18 protein-coding genes and 1 pseudogene are annotated in these 22,491 nt (G+C 61.3%); 17 read left to right on the forward strand and 2 right to left on the reverse strand.

Translation table 11 applies throughout. The features are described from left to right. The first annotated feature begins 74 nt into the window (after window positions 1-74). From AC07Y0_RS24600 to AC07Y0_RS24625, 6 genes are read left to right on the forward strand one after another with little or no spacing between them, the layout of a single operon-like run. On the forward strand, window positions 75-1,016 hold the full coding sequence (locus tag AC07Y0_RS24600) for an ABC transporter permease (protein ID WP_498680396.1): 942 nt from the start codon (window positions 75-77) through the stop codon (window positions 1,014-1,016). Beyond that, window positions 1,013-1,888: an ABC transporter permease gene (locus AC07Y0_RS24605; protein ID WP_498680397.1), complete on the forward strand. Its 876-nt coding sequence runs from the start codon at window positions 1,013-1,015 to the stop codon at window positions 1,886-1,888. Before AC07Y0_RS24600 ends, AC07Y0_RS24605 begins: the two co-directional genes overlap by 4 nt. Next, window positions 1,889-3,658: an ABC transporter ATP-binding protein gene (locus tag AC07Y0_RS24610; RefSeq protein WP_498680398.1), complete on the forward strand. Its 1,770-nt coding sequence runs from the start codon at window positions 1,889-1,891 to the stop codon at window positions 3,656-3,658. It begins immediately after the preceding gene. A 17-nt stretch (window positions 3,659-3,675) separates the two neighbouring features. Beyond that, window positions 3,676-5,010, forward strand: a complete 1,335-nt coding sequence (locus tag AC07Y0_RS24615) for an MmgE/PrpD family protein (RefSeq protein WP_498680399.1) — start codon at window positions 3,676-3,678, stop codon at window positions 5,008-5,010. Window positions 5,011-5,023: 13 nt separating this feature from the next. Beyond that, window positions 5,024-6,589: an ABC transporter substrate-binding protein gene (locus AC07Y0_RS24620; protein WP_498680400.1), complete on the forward strand. Its 1,566-nt coding sequence runs from the start codon at window positions 5,024-5,026 to the stop codon at window positions 6,587-6,589. Window positions 6,590-6,646: 57 nt separating this feature from the next. After that, window positions 6,647-7,939, forward strand: a complete 1,293-nt coding sequence (locus AC07Y0_RS24625) for an NAD(P)/FAD-dependent oxidoreductase (RefSeq protein ID WP_498680401.1) — start codon at window positions 6,647-6,649, stop codon at window positions 7,937-7,939. A 456-nt stretch (window positions 7,940-8,395) separates the two neighbouring features. On the opposite strand, the gene AC07Y0_RS24630 is transcribed toward AC07Y0_RS24625, so the two are convergent. Further along, the gene (locus AC07Y0_RS24630; RefSeq protein WP_498680402.1) at window positions 8,396-9,469 is read right to left on the reverse strand and encodes a D-TA family PLP-dependent enzyme; all 1,074 of its coding nucleotides are present in this window, start codon (window positions 9,467-9,469) and stop codon (window positions 8,396-8,398) included. 193 nt (window positions 9,470-9,662) lie between these two features. Here AC07Y0_RS24630 and AC07Y0_RS24635 point away from each other — a divergent pair, with 193 nt between their 5' ends. The 6 genes from AC07Y0_RS24635 to AC07Y0_RS24660 are packed head-to-tail and all read left to right on the forward strand — an operon-like array spanning window position 9,663 to window position 13,948. Further along, window positions 9,663-10,508 carry a transporter substrate-binding protein gene (locus tag AC07Y0_RS24635; RefSeq protein WP_498680403.1) on the forward strand — a complete coding sequence of 282 codons (846 nt, stop codon included), beginning with the start codon at window positions 9,663-9,665 and terminating at the stop codon, window positions 10,506-10,508. 58 nt (window positions 10,509-10,566) lie between these two features. Beyond that, on the forward strand, window positions 10,567-11,229 hold the full coding sequence (locus AC07Y0_RS24640; RefSeq protein ID WP_498680404.1) for an amino acid ABC transporter permease: 663 nt from the start codon (window positions 10,567-10,569) through the stop codon (window positions 11,227-11,229). Window positions 11,230-11,233: 4 nt separating this feature from the next. After that, window positions 11,234-11,899, forward strand: coding sequence for an amino acid ABC transporter permease (locus AC07Y0_RS24645; RefSeq protein ID WP_498680405.1), 666 nt, complete (start codon window positions 11,234-11,236; stop codon window positions 11,897-11,899). Between the two features lie 13 nt (window positions 11,900-11,912). Next, window positions 11,913-12,683 (forward strand): amino acid ABC transporter ATP-binding protein, encoded by a 771-nt coding sequence (locus AC07Y0_RS24650; protein ID WP_498680406.1) that lies wholly within the window; start codon window positions 11,913-11,915, stop codon window positions 12,681-12,683. Between the two features lie 17 nt (window positions 12,684-12,700). Beyond that, window positions 12,701-13,090, forward strand: coding sequence for a RidA family protein (locus AC07Y0_RS24655; RefSeq protein ID WP_498680407.1), 390 nt, complete (start codon window positions 12,701-12,703; stop codon window positions 13,088-13,090). Window positions 13,091-13,141: 51 nt separating this feature from the next. Beyond that, window positions 13,142-13,948, forward strand: a complete 807-nt coding sequence (locus tag AC07Y0_RS24660; protein ID WP_498680408.1) for an IclR family transcriptional regulator — start codon at window positions 13,142-13,144, stop codon at window positions 13,946-13,948. An 880-nt stretch (window positions 13,949-14,828) separates the two neighbouring features. On the opposite strand, the gene AC07Y0_RS24665 is transcribed toward AC07Y0_RS24660, so the two are convergent. Beyond that, the gene (locus tag AC07Y0_RS24665) at window positions 14,829-15,287 is read right to left on the reverse strand and encodes an Lrp/AsnC family transcriptional regulator (protein ID WP_498680409.1); all 459 of its coding nucleotides are present in this window, start codon (window positions 15,285-15,287) and stop codon (window positions 14,829-14,831) included. A 111-nt stretch (window positions 15,288-15,398) separates the two neighbouring features. On the opposite strand from AC07Y0_RS24665, the gene AC07Y0_RS24670 reads away from it, so the two are divergent. From AC07Y0_RS24670 to AC07Y0_RS24690, 5 genes and pseudogenes are all read left to right on the forward strand, one after another. Continuing rightward, window positions 15,399-16,601, forward strand: a complete 1,203-nt coding sequence (locus tag AC07Y0_RS24670; RefSeq protein ID WP_498680410.1) for a methionine gamma-lyase — start codon at window positions 15,399-15,401, stop codon at window positions 16,599-16,601. Between the two features lie 29 nt (window positions 16,602-16,630). Continuing rightward, complete coding sequence (locus AC07Y0_RS24675; protein ID WP_498680411.1) at window positions 16,631-17,953, forward strand: trans-sulfuration enzyme family protein; 1,323 nt, start codon at window positions 16,631-16,633, stop codon at window positions 17,951-17,953. Next, on the forward strand, window positions 17,946-18,497 hold the full coding sequence (locus AC07Y0_RS24680) for an OsmC family protein (protein ID WP_498680412.1): 552 nt from the start codon (window positions 17,946-17,948) through the stop codon (window positions 18,495-18,497). Before AC07Y0_RS24675 ends, AC07Y0_RS24680 begins: the two co-directional genes overlap by 8 nt. 25 nt (window positions 18,498-18,522) lie before the next feature. Further along, window positions 18,523-20,901: a thiamine pyrophosphate-binding protein gene (locus tag AC07Y0_RS24685; protein ID WP_498680413.1), complete on the forward strand. Its 2,379-nt coding sequence runs from the start codon at window positions 18,523-18,525 to the stop codon at window positions 20,899-20,901. Window positions 20,902-21,061: 160 nt separating this feature from the next. Further along, window positions 21,062-22,412: pseudogene (locus AC07Y0_RS24690) on the forward strand (IS3 family transposase). Window positions 22,413-22,491: the final 79 nt, after the last annotated feature.

The following is a 22,491-nucleotide window of genomic DNA, read 5'->3' on the forward strand; positions in this document are numbered from 1 at the left end:
GTCGTTCGCGGCTGCATTCGCGAACGCTTGTCCTCGTGCTCCTCCTGGAATCCGCTCTTGGTGAGGAGAGGCGAATGGTTTCATTCCTGGTAAAACGATTGGGATTTGCGCTTTTCACGCTGTTCAGCGTCCTGACTCTTGTCTTCTTGATTGTGCGGGTTCTGCCGGGTGACCCCGCCCTGGTTATTCTTGGTGACCAGGCGAGCGTGGAGAGCATTGCCGCGCTTCATCATCGACTGGGGCTAGATCGCCCCGTCATCGTTCAATATTTGCAGTTTATGCTCGGTGTTGTGCGGGGCGATCTCGGCACCTCGATGATCACTGGCCGATCGATCGCCGCCGAGATCATGAACGTCCTTCCCTATACAATGGAACTCACCATCGCCTCGCTTCTGCTGGGTCTGATTCTTGGTGTGCCGGCAGGGGTATGGGCGGCGGTGCGACGCAATCGCTCAGCCGACTTTGTTCTCAGGCTCGTATCGCTGGTCGGCCTGTCGCTGCCGGCTTTCGTGGCTGCCATTATCTTGCTGATGGTCTTCGCCATCGATCTGCGATGGTTTCCGGTCATCAGTGCCGGAGGAGGGGACGGTCTGCTCGAGCGTTTGCGGCAGATGGCGCTTCCCACGCTTTCGCTCGCTCTCATCATGATGGCCTACATCACCCGCGTCACTCGCTCGGCCATGCTAGAAGTCCTCAATCAGGATTTCGTACGTACGGCGCGCGCCAAGGGCGCTTCCCCACATGCTGTGATTTGGCGCCATGCGCTTGGCAATTGCATGATTCCCATTACCACCGTCGTCGGCCTTTATCTGGGCATCCTGATCGGCAATTCGGTGCTGACCGAAATTGTCTTCTCGCGGCCGGGGCTCGGCAAACTCATCCTCAACGCGCTCACCCAGCGCGACTACACGCTGCTTCAGGGGATGATCGTGATCTACACGCTCATGGTCGTGGCGGTGAACCTGCTGACCGATCTCACCTATGGCTTCCTCGATCCGCGAGTTCAGTACAAATGACCATTCCGATTTCAGGCGCCGCTTCGCCGAGAATGCAATCCGTATGGGCAGTCCTCGGGCGGCTGAATATTTCGACCTGGCTCGGGGTCGCGATTGTGGTGGCGCTCGTCCTTTGCGCGGTCTTCGCGCCGCTGATCGCTCCCTACAATCCCAATGAGCAGAACATCATCGTGTACCTGTCGCCGCCGAGCTGGGAGAATCTGCTTGGCACCGACCAGTTCGGCCGCGATGTGCTTTCCCGCCTGCTTTACGGCGCGCGCTATTCACTGACCATCGGTTTCCTTGCGATCGTGACAGCGTTGATCATCGGGTCGTTTATCGGAATGATCGCCGGCTATGTCGGCGGCAGGACCGATATCATCCTGATGCAGATCATGGATGTGGTCCTGGCATTTCCGTCACTCATCCTGGGACTTGCACTCGTCGCTCTCATGGGCGCGACGCTAACAAACATCGTGATTGCGATCGCGTTCACGGCGATTCCGGCTTTTGCCCGTATCGCGCGTGCAGGCGTCTTGACACAGCGCGATCGTGAATATGTGCAGGCCTGCCATGCAATGGGTTTTTCCAACACGCGTGTTCTGTTCGGTCACATTCTTCCAGCGATCTTGCCGGAGATCATGGTCATGACATCTCTTTGGATGGCGACTGCAGTTCGCACGGAAGCCTCCCTTGCCTTTATTGGCCTGGGCCTTGCTCCGCCGACCCCGACCTGGGGCGGCATGGTCCGGGAGGGTTTTGACAATATCCTGAGCTCCTTTCACCTGGCTCTCTATCCAAGTCTGGCGATCCTGGTGCTCGTTCTCGCCCTCAACCTGATCGGTGATGGCCTTCGTGACGTAATCGATCCGCGCCTGAAGGATGCCAGCTAGATGACGGACCACCCTGCACTCACAGTCACGGATCTCCGGATCTCATTCTCGCGCACGCCCGTTGTCCATGGGATCAGCTTCGAGATCCGGCCTGGCAAGACCATGGCGCTCGTCGGCGAATCCGGGTCGGGAAAGAGCGTCACCTCCCTGGCCATCATGCGGCTGCTTCCTTCGCATGTCGCCAAGGCAGACGGTTCCGTGCGTCTCGGCGGGCGCGAGCTGCTGACGCTGCCGGAAGCCGAGATGCGTCGGGTCCGCGGTGGGCAGATCAGCATGATCTTTCAGGAGCCGATGACATCGCTCAATCCCGTCCAGACGGTCGGCGCCCAATTGGGTGAGGTGCTCAGGATCCATCGCAACCTCAGGGGCGCTGCATTGCGCGAGGAGGTGCTGAACCTGTTGCGAAAGGTGCGAATCCCCGATCCCGAACGGCGCATCGGCCAGTATCCCCATACGTTCTCCGGCGGCATGCGCCAGAGGGTGATGATTGCCATGGCTTTGGCCTGCAATCCGGCGCTGATCATCGCCGATGAGCCTACCACCGCGCTGGACGTGACCGTCCAGGCGCAGACACTCGAACTTTTGAAGGAATTGCAGTGCGAAACCGGTACGGCGGTCCTGTTCATCACCCATGACATGGGCGTGGTCGCGGAAGTGGCTGATGATGTTCTCGTCATGCGACACGGGCGGGTCCTCGAGCAGGGCTCGGTTCACGAAGTCTTTGGCAACCCGAAGGAAGCGTATACGCGCAGCCTCATTGCCGCCGTGCCCAGCCTGGTCGGCAAGTTGAAGGCGCATGCCGTTCCCGCGCAACCGATCGACCATTTGCCGGAAGTTGCCGCGGGGGGCGCCGTGCTTGAAGTGCGCGATCTCTCGGTTCGCTTCCCTCATCGCGCAGGATTTCTTGGGCGAATCAAGGGCGCAGTCCATGCCGTCGACGGTGTTTCCTTCTCCATCGGCAAGGGCGAAACGCTCGGGCTGGTAGGTGAATCCGGTTCGGGAAAGTCGACAATCGGCAAGGCCATCGTCAACCTTGCGCCGGTTCACGGCGGCTCCGTCACCGTGGGCGGCCAGCAGGTGGACTATCGCAGTGCTGTCAGCCTCGCCCGCATGAGACGTCAGGTGCAGATGATCTTCCAGGATCCGTTCGGCTCGCTCGATGCGCGCCAGACGATCGGTTCGGCCATCGCTGAGCCAATGAAGGTTCATGGACTGGAGACGGGACGCGCGGCCGTTCAGAAGACGGAGTGGCTGATGGAGCGTGTCGGGTTGGAACCCAGGCGCGCGAACAGCCTGCCGCATGAGTTCTCTGGAGGGCAGCGTCAGCGGATCTGCATCGCGAGGGCTCTGGCCATGTCGCCCAGGGTCATTATTGCCGATGAGGCGGTTTCGGCACTCGATGTCACGATCAAGGGACAGATTATCGAATTGATGATCGACCTGCAGAAGGAATTCGGCGTCTCCTATCTCTTCATCAGCCATGACATGGCCGCGGTCGAGCGGATCTGCAACCGCGTGGCCGTTATGTATTTCGGTGAGATCGTTGAGATCGGCCCGCGGGACGAGGTCATTGGACGTCCAGGGCATAGCTACACCCAGAGGCTGCTGTCGGCGATCCCCATCACCCATCCCGATCAGCGGGAAACCCGCGTGCGTCGTTCTGCCGATGCCGCACCGCCGCAAAGTCCATTGAAGCCATTGGGCTACACCCCGCCCGCCGCACGTTGGAGCATGGCGGCGGAAGGTCACTTCATTCGTCAGGCAAGCTGAACTCCCTGGAGCGTTGAATGCACATGATATCCCGACTTGCTGACTTCGTCAGCGGCCACCCGCGAGGCGAGCTGCCGCAGCAAACCCGTGAAGCGATCTCACTTCTCCTGCTCGATCTGATGGGAGCCACTGCGGCAGGGCTCATGGGACCACTGGCAGCATCTGCCCGCAAGGCGGCTGCAGATATTTATGGGGCCGGCAATGCGCAGGTCTGGTTGACGGAAACACGTCTGAGCGTCGCAGGCGCGGCGATGGCCAACAGCGCTGCGGCGAGCGCGCTCGATATCGATGATGGGCACCGTGGCGCAGCCGGTCATGCCGGCGCGGGCGTCATCCCGACCGCGTTGGCAGTGGCGCAGTCGATTGGCGCGTCCGACGGGGAAATCCTCGATGCGATTGCCCTTGGTTACGACGTGGCTCTTCGCGTTGCCGCCTCCCGCCCGACGAGGACAATCGAAACCTATGCAAGCGGCAGGTGGGTCAGCTATGGAGCCGCAGCGGCGGCTGGTCGACTTCTTCGGCTCAATTCCAGTCAGCAAGCCCATGCCCTGGCGATTGCCGGTGCCGAGGGCCCGATCGTCTTCCCGACAGGCTCTTCGAAATTTCAGGGCAGTACTGTCAAGGAAGGCATTCCCCCAGCCGTCGTCGCGGGATTGACCGGTGCCTATCGTGCCCGAGCCGGCGCGACCGGGCCGCTCGATCTGCTTGACGACGCGGCGCGCTATGAGCCCACGCTGCTTGCGGGCGGGCTGGGCGAAAGCTGGGAACTGGAGAAATGTTATCTCAAGCCCTATGCCTGCTGCCGGTACATGCACGCCGCCATCGATGGCATTCTGACGCTGCGGCAGAGCGGGCGGGAAATTCGTAGGCTTCGGATCGAGACCTTTCCGCAGGGGCTGCGTCTTGGAAACGAGCGTGCACCGCGCTCGCTCGAGGGGGGGCAATACAGCTTCTATTTTAGCTGCGCGCTCGCCGCGTTGCGCGGACGAGAGGCACTGCAGCCGGTCGATCCGGACACCCTCAAGGACGCGGAGATACTGGCACTTTCGAGCCAGATTGAGCTCGACGTCTCGAGCGATTTTACCTCGGCCTTTCCGGTGGGCACGCCAGCCCGTGTCCTGATGGATCAGGGCGAGGGCTTGGAGGAAGTGGTCATCGACTATCCGCTTGGCGACGTCGCCAATCCGATGAGCTGGGACCAGATAGCAGACAAGTTCAAGAACATTGGAAGACAAAGCCTAAGCCGGCAGCGGCAGGAGCACATCATCTCGGCGATCAGCGGGCTTGAGACCGCAGGTTTTGCTCCGCTGTTCAATGCTCTTTCAGCGCCCGAGCCTTTTAACCTGCAATGAGGAGGAAATTGCAATGAAGAACCAAACACGTCTGAGCATGCGACTACTGGCTGCGCTTCTAGCGTCTGCCGCCCTTATTCCCGCCGCAGCGATTGCGGCCCAGACGGAGCTGCGGGTTGGCGCTGCTTCAGCCGATATCGGTAATCTGGACCCGCACTTCGCGTCCAGCACGTCGGACCGAACGCTCGTCGCTTGGATCTATGGCGGACTGGTTCGCTTTGCCCCGGGTTCGACCGATCCCTCTTCCATCGAGGGGGATCTTGCAGAAAGCTGGGAAGCGAGCAGCGACAATCTGGTCTGGACCTTCAAGCTCCACCCAGGTGTTCAGTGGCAGCACGGCTATGGGGAGGTGACGGCCGACGACGTCGTCTTCAGCCTTCAGAAGTCCGCCGATCCGAAACGCTCCGCCTTTGCGACGGACTACAAGGCCATCAAGAGTGTCGAAGCAGTCGACCCGCATACGGTTCGCATCACGCTTGCCAATCCGGTGCCGAGCCTGCTTGGCTTGTTAACCAACTATTCTGGTGGTTTCATCATCAGCAAGAAGGCCTATGAGGAACGCGGAGAAGGCTTCACGCGCAATCCCGTCGGTTTTGGGCCCTTCCAGTTTGAGTCCGTGGATCCGGGCGTGGCTGTGAACTTGGTGTCTCACAAGGACTATTTCCGCGGCGCACCGAAGATCGAGAAGGTAACCTATCGCTTTCTGAATGCCGCGGCAGGGCGAGACCTCGCCTTCACGGCAGGAGAAATCGATGTGGCCGCTGGCACGACCGATCAGCGCTGGCTGCAGCGAATGAAGGAGATGCCGGGCGCCAAGATCGATATCTTCGATCCCGCCGAGCTTACCGTCATTCACCTCAATCGGAACCAGAAGCCGTTCGATGACATCCGAGTTCGCCAGGCCATTGCCCACGCAATCAACCCCGGTGAAATCGCGCAGTTCCGCGGAGCCGATTTCACGCGTGTGGCAAAGTCCGTTATCCCTTCGAACAACCTTGGCCTGAATGCTGAGGTAGGTCTGCTGCCGCACGATCTTGAAAAGGCCAAGGCTCTACTGGCCGAGGCTGGCTATCCTGATGGCCTGACCATCAAGATGATCTCGAGCCAGATGCCAAGCTATGCCACGACCGATCAGCTTCTGCAGGCGCAACTCGCAAAGGCCGGCATCACGCTCAATCTCGAGCCGGTCGAGCATGCCACATGGCACCAGATGATCCGCAAGGATCTAAGCCCGCTGGTCGACTATGGCGCAGCACGTTTCCCGGTTGCCGATACCTACCTCACCCAATTCTACCACTCCAACAGCGCTATCGGAGCGCCGGGTCAGGTGACCAACTTCAGTCATTGCAGCGTTGCGGATCAGCAGATCGAGGCCGCACGCACCGAAGCCGATCCGAAGAAGCAGATCGAACTGTGGCAGGAAGCGCAAAAACTCATCGTCGCCGATGTTTGCGGGGTTCCGGTAACCGAAACCGGCCAGGTCTGGATTCGCAAAGACACTCTGGACTGGGGCTTCGAACTGAAGGGCTCGATGTCCCTCGGGCCGCTTCTGACCGAACAAAGCCATTTCACGGAATAATCCGAATGGCCCGGGACCGGCAGTTCCGCCGGTCCCGGAACTCCCCTGGACGCCAATATGACAAAGCTGACCTACCCGGAATACTCCAACCTGTGCGGTTGGAACGCTCTTTTGCCAAGCCGCAGCCCGAGACCTGCATTGCAGCAGGACACGTCCGTCGATCTCGCCGTCGTCGGCGCCGGTTTCACGGGGCTCGCGATCGCACGCCGCTTTTCTGAGCTGGATCCGGATGCACGGGTCGCGGTGATCGAGGCGACCACGGTGGGCGAAGGCTCCTCTGCCCGCAATTCCGGGTTCACCGGTGCCGAGGTCTTGCCGCGCAACGCGTCGATCGAGATGGCGGACAAAGCAAGGGTTCAGTCCGCATTCTTCAAGGAAGCGTTCGATTGGCTGATGCAGATCGTGCGGGAGAACGCGATCGAATGCGATCTCCAGCAGGTCGGCTCCATCCGCGGCGCCGCCACGGAACTCGGGGAAGCTTCGCTGCGCAACGTGCTGGAAGTTGCCCGGGTCAACGGCATCGCGCACACGACGCTGTCCCGGGATGATATCCATCACCGCATAGGCTCGTCCTACTATCGCTTTGGAATTCATATGCAGGACACGTGGCTGCTTCAGCCGGCGGCACTGATGCGCGGCCTTCTGGAGGCATTGCCGTCCCGGATCGAGGTGTTCGAGAATACGCACGTGTCGCGGATGCACCAAGGTGATGGCTGGATACTGGAGACGCCCGGGGGTGTCGTCAAAGCCAAGAAGGTGGCGCTTGCTACAAATGGTTTTATCCGGAAGTTCGGTTACCTTAAATCGCGCATGGCGACCATCTATACCTATGCAGCCGTGACCGAGCCGATTTCGGAGAACCGGGTCCACGAACTCGGCGAGTCCGCCTGCTGGGGACTTTTGCCCTCCCACCGGCTTGGCACGACACTTCGCCGAATCGGACGAGACAGGCTCATGGTCCGCAGCCTTTACGCACACGAAGCCGAATTGGCCGAGGGTGATGCGACCCGCAATCTTCGCGATCGCTTCGAACGGCGCTGGCCTGGCCTCAAGGATGTTCAGTTCGAGTATCTTTGGGCGGGTACGACAGCTTTTACGATGAACGGCGCTCCGTGGTGGGGCAAGCTCGACGAGGATCTCTATGCCTCGGGCGGCTGCAACGGCAGCGGCATTACCAAGGGAACAATGCTGGGTCGGCATCTGGCCGAACTGATGCTTGGTGTCGGCGAACATACGCGGATGACCACGAGCATGGGGACGGCAAGCTGGATCGCTCCGGAACCGTTCCGATCCATCGGTTTCCGCGTTGTTTCTGCGCTCGAAAGTCGCAAGGCCGGGATGGAAATGTAGTGAGAAGGCGAGCGGAGGCAACCTGGCTCCCTGGTATACCGTTCGGGGCTATCGGCTTCCGCTGAGATACATGAATGACGGGTGGCGCCCGCCAGTCGGTCTCCTGGACACTCTCCAGTCGCCTTGGACAGCGGTTCGCGCCCGCGGGGCCGGCGTGTCGCCGTACTCGATGTTGATCATTGCGCGCGCCCGAACCGTTCATGGTCAGGACTGCATGGCCCCTCCGCCCTACGGCGAAGGGATGCCGCCACTCAATCTGGCGCGCATAAGCCAAGGCTCAACGGAGAGGATAAGAGGGCTCTGAACTGATGGGATGGTTGCCCCCAACAACGTGACAACGCCCCAGAACGATCTGCTTGCACGCCTCTTCGAACTTCAAAACGTTTAAGCTTGAAAATCAGCGCGGGCTTTGGCTAGCCACCCCTGCAGATGGATTTCGAAACGCCCGTTCTTTTCCTAAACCAGACAACCGCGAGCCTCTACTCGGACGGCCCCTGGCTTCGCTCCGTCCACGACCATGACGCAGTCCACCATATTGGTAACGACACAGGCATGATTGGGCACGATCCGCACACGATCACCGACTTTCAGGTTGATCGGCAAGGCGCTTACCAGCCGGCCGTGCTCTTCGGAGAGCTGGTCGATCGCGATATCGTCCCGCCCCAGCACATGGCCGTAGCCTGAAAGCCCCAGCAGATCGGAGGTCAGCGTCTTTGAGCCGGCGTCGATGATGGCGCGGTTTTCCGCCGGAACCGATACGACCGTGGCAAGGACCGTCAGGGCGCAATCATCCCAGCCACATGCGCCGCGTTCAACCAGCGAACGGTCGTTGTAGATATAGGTGCCGGGGCGGTATTCCGTCGTCACGGGTGCGTCGCCGGCCTTCATCATCGTCGGCGTGCCGCCGGAGGTGATGACGGGCACCGCAATGCCGCGTGCCTCGACCCGTGCCTTGGCCTCGGTCATGAATGCCTGGACCGCCGCCTCGCCACCGGCCGGCGGATAGGTCATGAACCCGCCAAAGATCAGGCCTGGCGCTTGGTCGATATGGGCGGCCAGCGCCGCGGCTTCAGCCGGCGACGCCACACCGCAGCGGTTGGCGCCGGTGTTACACTCCACCAGCACGGTCAGCGGCTCGCCCGCGGTCCGGAATGTCGAGGACAGGCCGTCGATCACGGTCGTGCTGTCCGCCACCACGGAGAGCGCGATCTTCTGCCCGAGCGCCTTGAGCCGCAGGAGCTTCTGTTCGCCGACGATGTTGTAGGTGATCAGCACGTCGCGAATGGCCGCACTGCCTTCCACCATCGCCTCGGCTTCCGAAATCTTCTGGCAGGTGATGCCCACCGCGCCGGCCGCGAGCTGGAGTTCGGCCATCATTGGCAGCTTGTGGGTCTTGATATGCGGCCTCACCTTCAATCGGTGCGAATCCGCGTAGGCCTGGAAGCGCGCAATATTGGCCCTCGCAATGTCGAGATCGACGAGCACCGAAGGCGTGTCGATCTGGCGGAGACTTTCGGCGGAAAGGGGCATGGGCACCTCTGGAAGCGGAAAAATGGACGAGTTTCAGCGGCTGACAATGAGGCCGAAGCTTTTTCTTGAAAAGGCGCACGGCCGTCTATTGACAATTTATGACGGCTGTCCCTGAATACGTCAATCCAATAACACAGACACATGTCCGTTATATTGGACATTCGGAGCGACCAGTCAATAAAAGGGGAACGTCATGACTATTTCCTTCCGCGCCGGCGCCGTAGCGCTGGCGGCCGCCACCTTTCTGATTTCCATGCCGGCAGCCGCCCAGCAGGCGAGCAAGCTCGATGAGGTCCTCGCCCGCGGCCATCTGGTGCTGGGCACCGGGTCGACCAACGCGCCCTGGCATTTCAAGAGCGCCGACGACAAGCTCCAGGGCTTCGACGTCGATATGGGCCGCATCGTCGCCAAGGCCCTGTTCGGCGATCCGGATAAGATCGAATACGTCAACCAGTCGTCGGATGCCCGCATTCCCAACATCACCACCGACAAGGTCGACCTCACCTGCCAGTTCATGACGGTGACGGGCGAGCGCGCACAGCAGGTGGCCTTCACCATCCCCTACTATCGCGAGGGCGTGGGCCTCATGCTGAAGGCAGACGGCAAGTATGCAGACTACGAAGCGCTGAAGGCCGCCGGTTCGTCCGTGACGATTTCGGTTCTGCAGAACGTCTACGCCGAGGACATGGTGCATGCGGCCCTGCCGGAAGCCACCGTCGACCAGTATGATTCCGTCGACCTGATCTACCAGGCGCTGGAATCGGGCCGCTCGGACGCCGCCGCGACCGACCAGTCCTCGCTGGCCTGGTACATGACGCAGAACCCGGGCCGCTACAAGGATGCCGGCTACGGCTGGAACCCGCAGACCTACGCCTGCGGCGTCAAGCGCGGCGACCAGGATTGGTTGAACTTCGTCAATACCGCTCTGCACGAAGCTATGACCGGCGTCGAATTCGATTTTTACGCCAAGTCCTACAAGACCTGGTTCGGCAAGGAGCTTGCGCCCCCGCAGATCGGCTTCCCGGTCGAATACAAGTAAGCGACAATGGAACGGGAGACCCCTCTCCCGTTCCATCACTTCCGGGCGACGGGTAGTCATGGGTTACACACTGAACTTTGCAGCGGTCTGGCGCAACTTCGACCAGCTTCTGGGAGGCCTGGCGCTCAGCCTCGGGCTCGCCTTCGTTTCCATCCTGGTCGGCGTGCTGATCGGGCTCGCTGTGGCGTTTGCGCTCGTTTCGAAGCACAGGATCGCGTCCTGGCCCGCGACGGCCTATGTCACGATCATCCGCAACCTGCCCATCCTGGTGCTGGTGCTGTTTGCCTATTTCGCGCTGCCGCAGATGGGCGTCAGGCTGGGAAAGATCGAGAGCTTCGTCGCGGTCCTGTCGATCTATTCCGGCGCCTATCTGGCGGAAGTGTTCCGCGCAGGACTGCTTTCCATTCCCAAGGGATTGCCGGAGGCGGGCCTGGCGATCGGTCTCACGCCGATGCAGATCCGCACATCCATTGTCATGCCGCTGATGCTGCGCAACGTCCTGCCATCCCTGTCGTCGACGGTCATCTCGCTTTTCAAGGACACGTCGCTCGCCGCGGCGATCGCCGTGCCGGAGCTCACATTCGAGGCCCGCAAGATCAATGTCGAGAGCTTCAGGGTCATCGAAACCTGGATCGTGGCTTCCGGCCTCTATGTCGCGACCTGCATGGCGCTGGCGGCACTGATGCGTCTCGCCGAGCGCCGGCTGGCAATTGCGAGGTGATGTTGTGAGCGATTTTCCTGCCTTCTTCGAACAGCTCTGGCTTGCCCGCTTCGTCATCCTCAAGGGCCTCGGCGTCACCGTCTCGATTTCTCTTCTGGCGATCGCCTTCGGTTCGGCGCTCGGCGTTCTCGTCGGCCTGGCGCTTGCCTATGGCAAGGGGCCGGTGCGCTTCGCCGTCCGGGCCTATACCGATATCGTCCGGGGCACGCCGGTGCTGGTGCTCGTCCTGGCGAGCTATTATGTTTCCGCCGCCGTCGGGATCGATCTTGGTCCGTTTTCGGCGGGCGTCCTGGCGCTTGCCGTCTTCTGCTCCTCGCATGTCGGCGAGATCGTGCGGGGCGGCCTTCAGGCGATCCCGGTCGGCCAGACCGAGGCCGCCAAGGCGATCGGGCTGACCTTCGGACAGACCTTCGCCCATGTGCTGTGGCCGCAGGCCCTGCGCCAGTTCCTGCCCGCCTGGGTCAATACCGCGGCGGAAATGGTCAAGGCCTCGACGCTGCTCTCGGTGATCGGCGTGACCGAACTCCTGTTGCGCACGCAGGAGGTCATCTCCCGCAACTTCATGAGCCTGCAATTCTATTTCTTCGCCGGCCTGCTCTACTTCGTCGTCAATTTCGCCATCGAGCGCTTCGGTAAATATGTCGAGCGCAAGACGGTCGTGCCGACCTGAGGATTTCCTACCCATGGCAAAGACAATTCTCGAAATCTCCGGACTGCGGAAGACCTACGGCACGCTCGAAGTGCTCAAGGGCGTCGATTGCACGGTCAGGGAAGGGGAGGTGATCTCGATCATCGGTTCTTCCGGCTCGGGCAAGACCACCATGCTCCGCTGCATCAACATGCTGGAGGAGTTCCAGGGCGGGACCATCAGGCTCGACGGCGAGGAGATCGGCTACCATGTCGAGGGTGCGCAACGGCGACGAAAGGCGGAAAAGGAAATCGCCCGCCAACGCGCGCTGACCGGTATGGCCTTCCAGCAGTTCAATCTCTTCCCGCACCTGACAGCGGCCCAAAATGTGATGCTCGGCCTCGTCAAGGTGAAGAAGATGGCCCGGTCGGAAGCGCGGGCGATCGCCGAGACCTGGCTCGACCGGGTCGGCCTAGGCGAAAGAGCCGACCACTATCCGGGCCAGCTTTCCGGCGGCCAGCAGCAGCGTGTCGCGATCGCCCGGGCGATCGCCATGAACCCGCGGCTGATGCTGTTCGACGAGGTCACGTCTGCGCTCGATCCCGAGCTGGTGGGCGAGGTTCTGCAGGTGATCAAGGGACTGGCGTCAGACGGCATGACCATGCTGCTGGTCACGCATGAAATGCGCTTCGCATTCGAGGTTTCGACGCGCGTCATCTTCATGAACCAGGGGATGATCTGCGAGGAGGGCGACCCGAAGGAGATGTTCGTCCGACCGAAGACGGAGCGGCTGGCCGAGTTCCTCAAGACATCGAGTTTCAACTAGAAGAAAAGTGAGGTCACATGACTATCAAGCGTTACGGCGCCGGTGAAACCGGCGCCGGCGGGCAGCCCCTGCCCTTTGCCCGTGCTGTGGAAGCCAATGGCTGGCTCTATGTGTCCGGCCAGGTGCCGATGGAAAAGGGTGAGATCGTCAGCGGGGGAATCGTTTCCGAAAGCCGCAAGGCGATCGAGAACATGATCGCCATCCTCAAGGAGGCAGGTTACGGGCTGGAGGACGTGGTGCGCATCGGCGTCTGGCTGGACGACCCCCGCGACTTCTGGAGCTTCAACGGGGTCTATGCCGAGTTTTTCGGCGCCAACCCGCCGGCTCGCGCTTGCGTTCAGTCCCGGATGATGGTCGATTGCAAGGTCGAAGTCGACTGCGTGGCCTATCGCGCGGACCGCGCCTGATCGAGGGATGCGGCCGCCGGTCTGGCCCGTCTCTTCCAGATGAGGAACACCATGGCTGATGCCGAAGACATCGTATCGCGCCGCACGCGGGGTCTGGACCGGGCTTTCGACATCCTCGAATTCCTGCGGCAGAAGCGCCAGCCGATGCGGCCGAACGAGATCGCGTCGGAGATCGGCGCGCCGCGTTCTTCCGTCTATGAGCTGGTGAATCTCCTGCTGCGTCACGGCATGCTCGACTATCAGGGCGGCGAGGGTCGGGTCTTTCTCGGTCGAAAGCTCTATTTCCTCGGCTCGGCCTATGCCGAGCAGTTCGACCTGATGAGGGAATGCGATCGCATGCTCGTCCGTCTCGTCGAGGAGACCCGCGAGACGGCGCAGATGTGCCTTCTCGAAGGCAACAAATATACCGTTGCCATGATGCGGGAAGGCCTGCGGCCTTTCCGCATTTCGTCGAGCGTCGGCGAGTTGGTTCCGCTTCCGTGGACCGCGTCCGGGCGCCTCCTGGTCTCGCATCTCTCAGATGCAGAAGTGCTCGACTACATCCCGCAGGAGGACTTCGTATTGCCGAGTGGCCGGCGTCTCGATCCGGCGGACTTCATCGCGCAGGTCCGCCAGGCTTCAAAGGACGGCTTCTTCACCTTCAATAGCGAGGTCGAGAACTTTACCCATTGCTTCGCCGCCCCGATCCATCAGGCCGATGGGGTTTGCATCGCCACGCTCTGTCTGGTGGCGCCGCGCGAAGACGGACTGCGCAACCGCACTGCCTATCTCGAGAGTCTGGTCGGCGCCTCACGCGAAATATCAGAAAAACTCGGCTTCGGCTGGATTCAAGGCCGGACGAACCGCGCCGGCCCTTAGGGCCGGCACATCGGCTCAGGCGCGGCGCCATCGCAGGCGGGGTCGGCGCCCGAGCAATGTGACCGCTCGGCTCCAGGTCTCATTCGCTTACAATTTGGCCTGTTTCAGCGACCGATATTCCATGATGAATACCTTCACTGGCCGGGGCGAAGCTCCAATTTCAGCCGACTATCACGAAACGACCTGTGCCATGATGTCCACACTGTGTGCTCAAGTCCTCGTCCCCTCGTTCGAGATCTTCGCACGACAAGGCACTCGCTATCGGCATGATCGGGCGTCAAGCGTTGGGGCGAGCCGTTTCGGTCCCGGCGGTGCGGAGAGGCTCCTTTCCCTTGAACGGCAATCAGCCGACAATGGGTCCGCCTGGCTAAGGACCTCGCCTCCGCAGGACGACGATCGCGCCAGAGAGGATGACAGCCACGGGTTCGTCACAACGCCGAGCGTTAAGGCTGGCCCGCACGCCCCAGGACATCAGGTCCATCGCGAAGGCGAACGGTGCCCGTAGCTCTCGCCGAAACGGCGCATGTGATAGACGAGCGCGTCCTGGAAACCCGCCGGATCCTCAGTCGCTTCAAACAGCGGCTCGGGAAATGGGGTGATCGGGTTTGGTTGTGGTCGGCGTGACGCGCAAGCTGGTTGCGACGAGGGGCCATCAGGCGCAACGCGCCTCGGTTTCTGGTGGAGGAAGGCGCGCGTCCCGGCTTTGCCTGCGTTGCGCTACTGGCTGGACCAGCCTGCGTTGCCGGCCGGGCATCTTCGGCGGGGGGCGGCGCTCCGAGCCATCGAAGGATCGCATCCAGTCCGGGTCGGAGCTGTTTCTTCAACTCTGCCGTCAGTTCGTCCTCGATCCAGACATCACCGCGAAGACACATCAAACTCATCATCCGACCAGCGGAAACACGCCAGAATTCTTCACCGACCCATAGACGAAACTCGAATCGATTGAAGCGATGCCTCCGATGGGGTGAATGCGATTTCGGATGAAATCCTCATAGGCATCCAGCCCCGCCACGACGACCCGCAGTAGGTAATCAGCTGGGCCGGTCATCAGGTGGCATTCCAGAACCTCATCCAGCGCCCGGATCCGCGACTCAAAGTGGTTCACGGTCTCGCCGCTGTGGCGTTCCAAGCGGATGCGGATGAAGACCGTGACGGGCACGCCATAGGCGCGTTGGTCGGCAATCGCGCGATAGCCAAGGATCGCGCCGCTTTCTTCCAGAAGGCGCATACGCCGAAGACATGGAGAGGGCGACAGGTTCACTTCGGCCGCAATTTCCAGATTCGTAGCCCGTCCATCGCGTTGAAGCGCACGTATGATCTGGCGATCTTTCTCGTCCATTCTGGCCTTTCTTGGCATTAAATGCCAATTTCAATGAATTTCATGGCAATATTAGCAACCAAATGCCACGACAACAAGCGCAGTCTGGAACCAAGCCAGAAGGATGGAACCATGCGCGACACCTCACCCAGCTTTGCCACACGCGCCATTCACCATGGCTACGACGCCCGCGAGCATCAGGGCGCGCTGAATCCTCCGGTGTACCTGTCCTCGACCTTCGCCTTCGAGACCGCCGAGGCCGGCGGGGCGATGTTCGCCGGCGCGGCCGAGGGGCATTTCTACAGCCGCATCTCGAACCCAACGCTGGACCATCTGGAGCGGCGGATCGCCAATCTGGAAGGCGCGGAGGCCGGGCTATGTACGGCTTCGGGCATGGGGGCGATCACCTCGACTCTCTGGACCTTTCTGCAGGCGGGCGACGAGGTGATATTGGACAAGACGCTCTACGGCTGCACCTTTGCCTTCCTGACCCACGGCCTGCCGCGCTTTGGCGTGACTGTGCGGCCGGTCGATCTATCCGATCCAGCCAATCTGGCGGCAGCGATCGGGCCGAAGACCCGGATCGTCTATTTTGAGACGCCCGCCAATCCCAATAATCGGCTGGTGGACATTGCCGCGATCAGCGAGATCGCCCATCGGCATGGGGCGAAGGTGGTGGTGGATAACACCTATGCCACGCCGGTTCTGACGCGGCCTATCGAGCATGGTGCCGATATCGTGGTGCATTCGGCCACCAAATACCTGGGCGGGCATGGTGATGTGATCGCGGGGCTGGTGGCAGGGCGAGCCGAAGACATGGCACAGATCAGGCTGGTCGGGATCAAAGACATGACGGGGGCGGTTATGTCGCCCTTTAGTGCCATGCTCCTTCTGCGCGGGATCAAGACGCTGGACCTGCGGGTGCGTCACCATTCTGTCTCTGCACTGACCATCGCCCGCGCGCTTGAGGCGCATCCGGCGGTGAAATGCGTGCATTATCCCGGGCTCGACAGCTTTCCTCAGGCGGTGCTTGCGCGGCGCCAGATGGCGGCGTTCGGTGGCATGATTCCTTTCGAGGTGGTCGGCGGGAAGGCAGGCGGCATTGCCATGATGAACCGACTGCGTTTGATCCAGCGCGCGGTCAGCCTGGGTGACGCCGAAAGCCTGATCCAGCATCCCGCCAGCATGACCCATTCCACCTATACGCCCGAGGAACGCGCCGCCCACGGCATCGCGGAAGGGTTGGTGCGTCTGTCGGTCGGGCTGGAAGGGGTGGAGGACATTCTTGACGATCTGATGCAAGCGCTTGCCGCGCACAATGCCGAAGCGGCATAACCCCATTTCCCCGACAGTTGGAGGCAACGATGTCCGATACCCAGATCCGCGGCGATGCGTCCAGCCGCGCCCCGCGTCCCACCGAAGGCGGCTGGCTGAACTGCCTTGATCGCAAGCGGGTTGCCGGGCCTTTCCTGCCCGGCCATGATCTGTCCGCTGCAGGGCCCTCGACAACGGCCGTTCATGCCGGCACCCATGACGATCCGCGCACTGGGGCAGTCGGCACCCCGATCTATCAGGCCTCAACTTTCCTTCTGGGGGCGGATCAATACGCCTCAATCGAACAGGGATTTGCCCGCGACCGCTTCATCTATTCGCGCTATGGTAACCCGTCGCAGTGGGCAGTGCAGGAAAAGCTGGCAGCCCTGGAAGGGGCGGAATCGGCCATCGTCTTTTCATCGGGCATGGCGGCGATTACCGCCACGGTAATGGCGCTGGTAGACAGGGGCGCCCATGTGGTGGCCTCGGCCGATCTTTATGGCGGCACCTACAATCTCTTCAACCAGGAGTTCCCGACCTTCGGCATGTCGGCCACGCTTTGCGATCCGCAGGATCTCGCCGCGATTGAGGCCGCGATCCGACCTGAGACGCAACTGATGTATTTCGAGGCGATCACCAATCCGCTCCTGAAGATCATGGATGTTCCGCGTCTAGCCGAGATTGCCCGCCGCCATGGTCTGCGCTTGGTAATCGACGCGACCTTTGCCCCGCCGATTGCGATGCGCGCGCTGGAGCATGGCGCCGATGTGGTCGTGCATTCGGCCTCGAAATACCTCAACGGCCACAGTGATCTTATCGCCGGGGTGGCCGCCGGCCCGCGCAAGCTGATCGACATGATCTGGCCGAGACTCCTGAACTTTGGCGGCTCACTGGATCCGCACGCCTGTTTCCTACTCGAACGCGGGCTCAAGACGCTGGCCATCCGGATGCGGGCGCACGAAGAAGGCGCGCTTGCACTGGCGCAGTATCTGGAAAGCCACCCGGGGGTGATACGCGTTTTCTATCCGCTCCTCGAAAGCCATCCGGACCGTGCCGTGGCGCGACGGCTGCTGAGAAACGGCACTGGCAACGTCACCTTCTTTGTCGGCGGCGGCGATGCGGCGGCGCTGGCTCTGGTGAATGCGCTGCGCATCCCCAAACAGGCCACAAGTCTTGGTGGGGTGGAGAGCCTTGTCAGCCTTCCGTTCAACACCTCGCAGGCCAGCTTCACGGTCCGCCAGAGGGCCGCCATCGGCATTCATCCCGGCTGCGTGCGCCTCTCGGTCGGCATCGAGGACGCCGCTGATTTGATTGCCGATTTCGAACAGGCACTTGCCCAGATCCATCCCGCAAAGGAAGCCGCTCATGCGTAACAGTCTGCCCACCGCCGCACTCAGCGAATTTGCCAACGAAGTTACCAGCGTCCCTGAAGAAGCTGTCATGGACTATGGCGTCGTTCTTGATTGGGAAAGCGGCACCCGCTCGCGTGCCGAAGCAAAGCCGATGCGCGTCGGGCCGCACCGTGTCAGCCGGTCCTTCACCTGGAAGGTGGACGAGCCGCGCCAACTGATGGGCAACAATCACGGGCCGAACCCGCAGGAACTGCTGCTGTCGGGACTTGGGGCCTGCATGATGGTCGCCTTCGTGGCCGGGGCAACGGCCGGGGGCATCCAGTTGGAAAGCCTGCGGATTGATCTGGATGCCACGCTGGACCTGCGAGGCTTCTTGGGGATCGGCAGCAATTCCCCCGTAGGTTTTCCGGAAATCCGCTACAAGATCCACGTGATGGCCGATGCGACCACCGAACAATTGGCCGAACTGCACCGCAAGGCCGTGGCACACAGCCCGAACGCACAGACCATCCTCAACCCTGTCGCGCTGACGGGCGAGATCGTCTCAGCCCGTTCGGATGCCTGACACCACCCGCGAAAAGGAGCTGCCGATGACACGCGCGGACTTCATCCATCTGAAGACTATCGAGCAGCGCCTTCTGTGGCTGTCACACTGGATGATCCATCACGCGAACCATGTCCGGCCCAAGGTGGACGGTATCAAGATCGGCGGGCATCAGGCGTCGTCGGCCTCGATGGTGTCGATCCTGACGGCACTTTACTTCTGCGCGCTGCGACCTGAGGACCGGGTGGCGGTCAAGCCCCATGCCTCGCCGATCTTCCATGCAATCCAGTATCTGATGGGCAACCAGACCCGCGAGAAGATGGAGAATTTCCGGGGCTACGGCGGGGTGCAAAGTTATCCCAGTCGGACCAAGGATGGGGACGATGTAGATTTCTCGACCGGCTCGGTGGGACTGGGGGTGGCGATCACGTCCTTTGCCTCGCTGGTGCAGGATTACATCGCCGCAAAGGACTGGGGCCGCGACCTGATCCTCGGCCGCATGGTGGCGCTGGTGGGCGATGCGGAACTGGACGAGGGCAATGTCTATGAGGCCTTGCAGGAAGGCTGGAAGAACGACCTGCGCAATTGTTGGTGGATCATCGACTACAACCGCCAGTCGCTGGACGGGATCGTGCGCGAAGGGCTTTTCGGCCGAATTGAAAAGATCTTCGACGCCTTCGGCTGGAATGTGGTCCGTGTGAAATACGGCGCGCTGCAACGCGCGGCCTTTGCCGAACCCGGCGGCGCGGCCTTGCACGACTGGATCGACGCCTGCCCGAACCAACAGTATTCGGCGCTGACCTTCATGGGGGGCGCGGTCTGGCGCAAGCGGCTGATGGACGATCTGGGTGATCAAGGTGATGTGACCGCCTTGATCGACCGGCGCAGCGATGCCGAACTGGCCGCACTGATGGAAAACCTGGGCGGCAACTGCGTGCAGACCATGGCCGAGGCCTTCGCGGCCATAGATCACGACCGTCCGACCTGTTTTCTTGCTTATACGATCAAGGGCTGGGGCACACCCATCGCAGGCCACAAAGACAACCATGGCGGGCTGATGAACCCGACGCAATTTGCGGCTTGGCAAAAGCACATGGACGTGCCGCAGGGGCAGGAGTGGGAGCCTTTTGCGGCGGTCAGCGATGTGGCCGCCCTGCGCAAATTCCTTAGCCGAGTTCCCTTCTTTGCCAACGGCCGACGCCGGTTTCACGACGCCAAGTTGGCGGTTCCCCGGATCGCCTTTGACAGTAACCGCGAGATATCTACGCAAGCCGCATTCGGCAAGATCCTTGATGATCTCTCCAAGGGCGACAGCGCGTTTGCTGCCCGCATCGTCACCACCTCGCCTGATGTGACCGGCACAACGAACCTTGGCCCCTGGGTCAACCGGCGCAAGCTCTTTGCCCGCCAACCCCAGGCCGATGCCTTCATCGAGCACCGCATCCCCTCGACCGCGAAATGGGAATTCGCACCGGAAGGCCAGCATATCGAACTGGGCATCGCCGAGATGAACCTGTTCCTACTTCTTGGCGCGGCTGGTCTGTCGCATAGTCTTTTCGGCAAGCGGCTGTTCCCGATTGGCACGGTCTATGACCCCTTCGTCCACCGCGGGTTGGATGCGCTGAACTACGCCTGCTATCAGGACGCGCGCTTCATGATCGTCGGCACGCCTTCTGGGGTCACCCTGGCACCCGAAGGCGGCGCGCACCAATCCATCGGCACGCCGCTGACCGGTATGTCGCAGGACGGACTGGCCGCTTTTGAGCCCGCCTTTGCCGACGAATTGGCGGTGATCATGGAATGGGCCTTCGACTATCTGCAGCGCGATGGCGACGCCGACCCCGATGAACGCACTTGGCTGCGCGATGAAACCGGTGGCTCGGTCTATTTGCGGCTAACCACCAACCCGATCGAACAGCCGGGCAAGCGCGCCGACGACGCCTTCCGCCAGGGTGCTATTGACGGTGCGTATTGGCTGCGCAAGCCTGGGCCCAATTGTAGCGTGGTCATCGCCTATCAGGGCGCCGTCGCCCCCGAGGCGATTGCTGCGGCGGGCATCGTCGGTGAGCATCGGCGCGATGTTGGCGTGCTGGCTGTGACCTCGGCCGACCGGCTGAATGCCGGCTGGACGGCGGCACAGCGCGCCCGCGCGCGCGGAAACGCGAAGGCCCGCAGCCATGTCGAGACCCTTTTCGCCGGCCTGCCACGAGACTGCATGATCGTCACCGCGATTGACGGCCATCCGGCCACCCTCGCTTGGCTTGGCGCAGTCGCAGGGCAAAGAACGGTGCCGCACGGTGTCGAACATTTTGGGCAGACCGGAACCATTGGCGACCTTTACCGCCATTTCGGCCTTGATCGAAACGCGCTGGCCCGCTCAGTGCTGGAGCTTTCAGCTGGCCCAAATCCCGTCGCGCAAGGGTGAGTCACCGACTAACTGGTCGGCATCCAGCCCCATGGCCGGCCCATTGATCCGTGACCGAAAGAGCCTAGCCTTGTCCGACATCAGCGCCCAGGAGACAGAACTGGCTTAATTGAGAAGAGAGGATTTTCGGCTCATCGTAGCTCTATCAAAGGAAGCGAAGATGAGACAAAAATCCGGGCCGCAGACGTCGGCGGCCGAGAAGACGATCAAGGACATCCGCCGCGCCACGCGCAAGCACCATTCAGCCGAGGACAAAATCCGGGTCGTCCTGGAAGGCCTGCGTGGCGAAGACAGCATCGCCGCGATCTGCCGCCGCGAGGGGATCGCCGAGAGCCTGTATTATAGCTGGTCGAAGGAATTCCTCGAAGCTGGCAAGAAGCGGCTTGCAGGCGACACTGCCCGTTCGGCAACGAGTGACGAGGTGAAAGCCCTGCGCAAGGAGAGCCGCGACCTGAAGGAAGCGCTGGCCGACCTCACCCTGGAGAACCGCCTGCTCAAAAAAAGCATGATCGGGCATGGGGGCGACGTGGAATGAGATATCCCGCCACTGAGAAACTTGAGATCATCCAGCTGGTCGAGCAGTCACATCTGTCGGTTCGGCAGACCCTCGACAAGCTCGGCATTTCCAGGCCAACATTTCAAAGATGGTATGACCGGTTCCAGACCCACGGCGTCGAGGGGCTGGAAGACCGGACTTCTGCGCCATCACGGGTGTGGAACCGCATTCCCGACGATATCAGGGATCGCATTGTCACCATGGCGCTGGACCACGCCGATCTGTCGCCGCGCGAGCTGGCGGTGAAGTTCACCGACATGGAAAGCTATTTCGTATCAGAGCCTTCGGTCTATCGCCTGCTCAAAGCTCATGACCTGATCACGTCGCCAGCCTATATCGTCATCAAGGCCAATGACGAGTTCAAGGACAAGACCACGCGGCCGAACGAGATGTGGCAAACCGACTTCACCTACCTGAAGGTCATCGGCTGGGGATGGTTCTACCTGTCGACCATTCTCGATGACTTCTCGCGATACATCATCGCCTGGAAGCTGTGCACCAGCATGAAGGTAGACGATGTCACAGCCACGCTCGACTTGGCGCTGGCCGCCTCAGGCTGCGACAAGGTCAAGGTCGAGCACCGGCCGCGCCTGCTGTCCGACAACGGCCCGTGTTACGTCGCTTCCGATCTCGGTGAATGGCTGGAGACATACAAGATCAACCAGGTTCATGGCGCTCCCGGCCATCCGCAGACACAAGGGAAAATCGAACGCTGGCATCAGACGTTGAAGAACCGCATCCTGCTGGAAACTACTTCTTCAAAGAAGACCTCGAAGCCCAGATCGCAGCCTTCATCGAGCACTACAACCATCGCCGATACCACGAGAGCCTCGACAACCTCACTCCGGCCGACGTCTACTTCGGACGCGGCCAGACCATACTGCTCGAACGCGAAAGGATCAAACGAGAAACCATCAGACAACGCCGCTTGAACCACCAGGCCAAAGCAGCTTGAATCAATCCGCAAACCGAGCCGGAAACTCCATTCTTCCAGAGCCCCAAAAGTCTCAAATCATTCGACGACGGACACTTCT

Source organism: Allorhizobium sp. GW101-3B10, from assembly GCF_059424725.1.

Coding starts and splice junctions, on each gene's coding strand:
- AC07Y0_RS24600 (WP_498680396.1), top strand. CDS start 75: ATGGTTTCATTCCTGGTAAAACGATTGGGATTTGCGCTTTTCACGCTG.
- AC07Y0_RS24605 (WP_498680397.1), top strand. CDS start 1,013: ATGACCATTCCGATTTCAGGCGCCGCTTCGCCGAGAATGCAATCCGTA.
- AC07Y0_RS24610 (WP_498680398.1), top strand. CDS start 1,889: ATGACGGACCACCCTGCACTCACAGTCACGGATCTCCGGATCTCATTC.
- AC07Y0_RS24615 (WP_498680399.1), top strand. CDS start 3,676: ATGCACATGATATCCCGACTTGCTGACTTCGTCAGCGGCCACCCGCGA.
- AC07Y0_RS24620 (WP_498680400.1), top strand. CDS start 5,024: ATGAAGAACCAAACACGTCTGAGCATGCGACTACTGGCTGCGCTTCTA.
- AC07Y0_RS24625 (WP_498680401.1), top strand. CDS start 6,647: ATGACAAAGCTGACCTACCCGGAATACTCCAACCTGTGCGGTTGGAAC.
- AC07Y0_RS24630 (WP_498680402.1), bottom strand. CDS start 9,469: ATGCCCCTTTCCGCCGAAAGTCTCCGCCAGATCGACACGCCTTCGGTG.
- AC07Y0_RS24635 (WP_498680403.1), top strand. CDS start 9,663: ATGACTATTTCCTTCCGCGCCGGCGCCGTAGCGCTGGCGGCCGCCACC.
- AC07Y0_RS24640 (WP_498680404.1), top strand. CDS start 10,567: ATGGGTTACACACTGAACTTTGCAGCGGTCTGGCGCAACTTCGACCAG.
- AC07Y0_RS24650 (WP_498680406.1), top strand. CDS start 11,913: ATGGCAAAGACAATTCTCGAAATCTCCGGACTGCGGAAGACCTACGGC.
- AC07Y0_RS24655 (WP_498680407.1), top strand. CDS start 12,701: ATGACTATCAAGCGTTACGGCGCCGGTGAAACCGGCGCCGGCGGGCAG.
- AC07Y0_RS24660 (WP_498680408.1), top strand. CDS start 13,142: ATGGCTGATGCCGAAGACATCGTATCGCGCCGCACGCGGGGTCTGGAC.
- AC07Y0_RS24665 (WP_498680409.1), bottom strand. CDS start 15,287: ATGGACGAGAAAGATCGCCAGATCATACGTGCGCTTCAACGCGATGGA.
- AC07Y0_RS24670 (WP_498680410.1), top strand. CDS start 15,399: ATGCGCGACACCTCACCCAGCTTTGCCACACGCGCCATTCACCATGGC.
- AC07Y0_RS24675 (WP_498680411.1), top strand. CDS start 16,631: ATGTCCGATACCCAGATCCGCGGCGATGCGTCCAGCCGCGCCCCGCGT.
- AC07Y0_RS24680 (WP_498680412.1), top strand. CDS start 17,946: ATGCGTAACAGTCTGCCCACCGCCGCACTCAGCGAATTTGCCAACGAA.
- AC07Y0_RS24685 (WP_498680413.1), top strand. CDS start 18,523: ATGACACGCGCGGACTTCATCCATCTGAAGACTATCGAGCAGCGCCTT.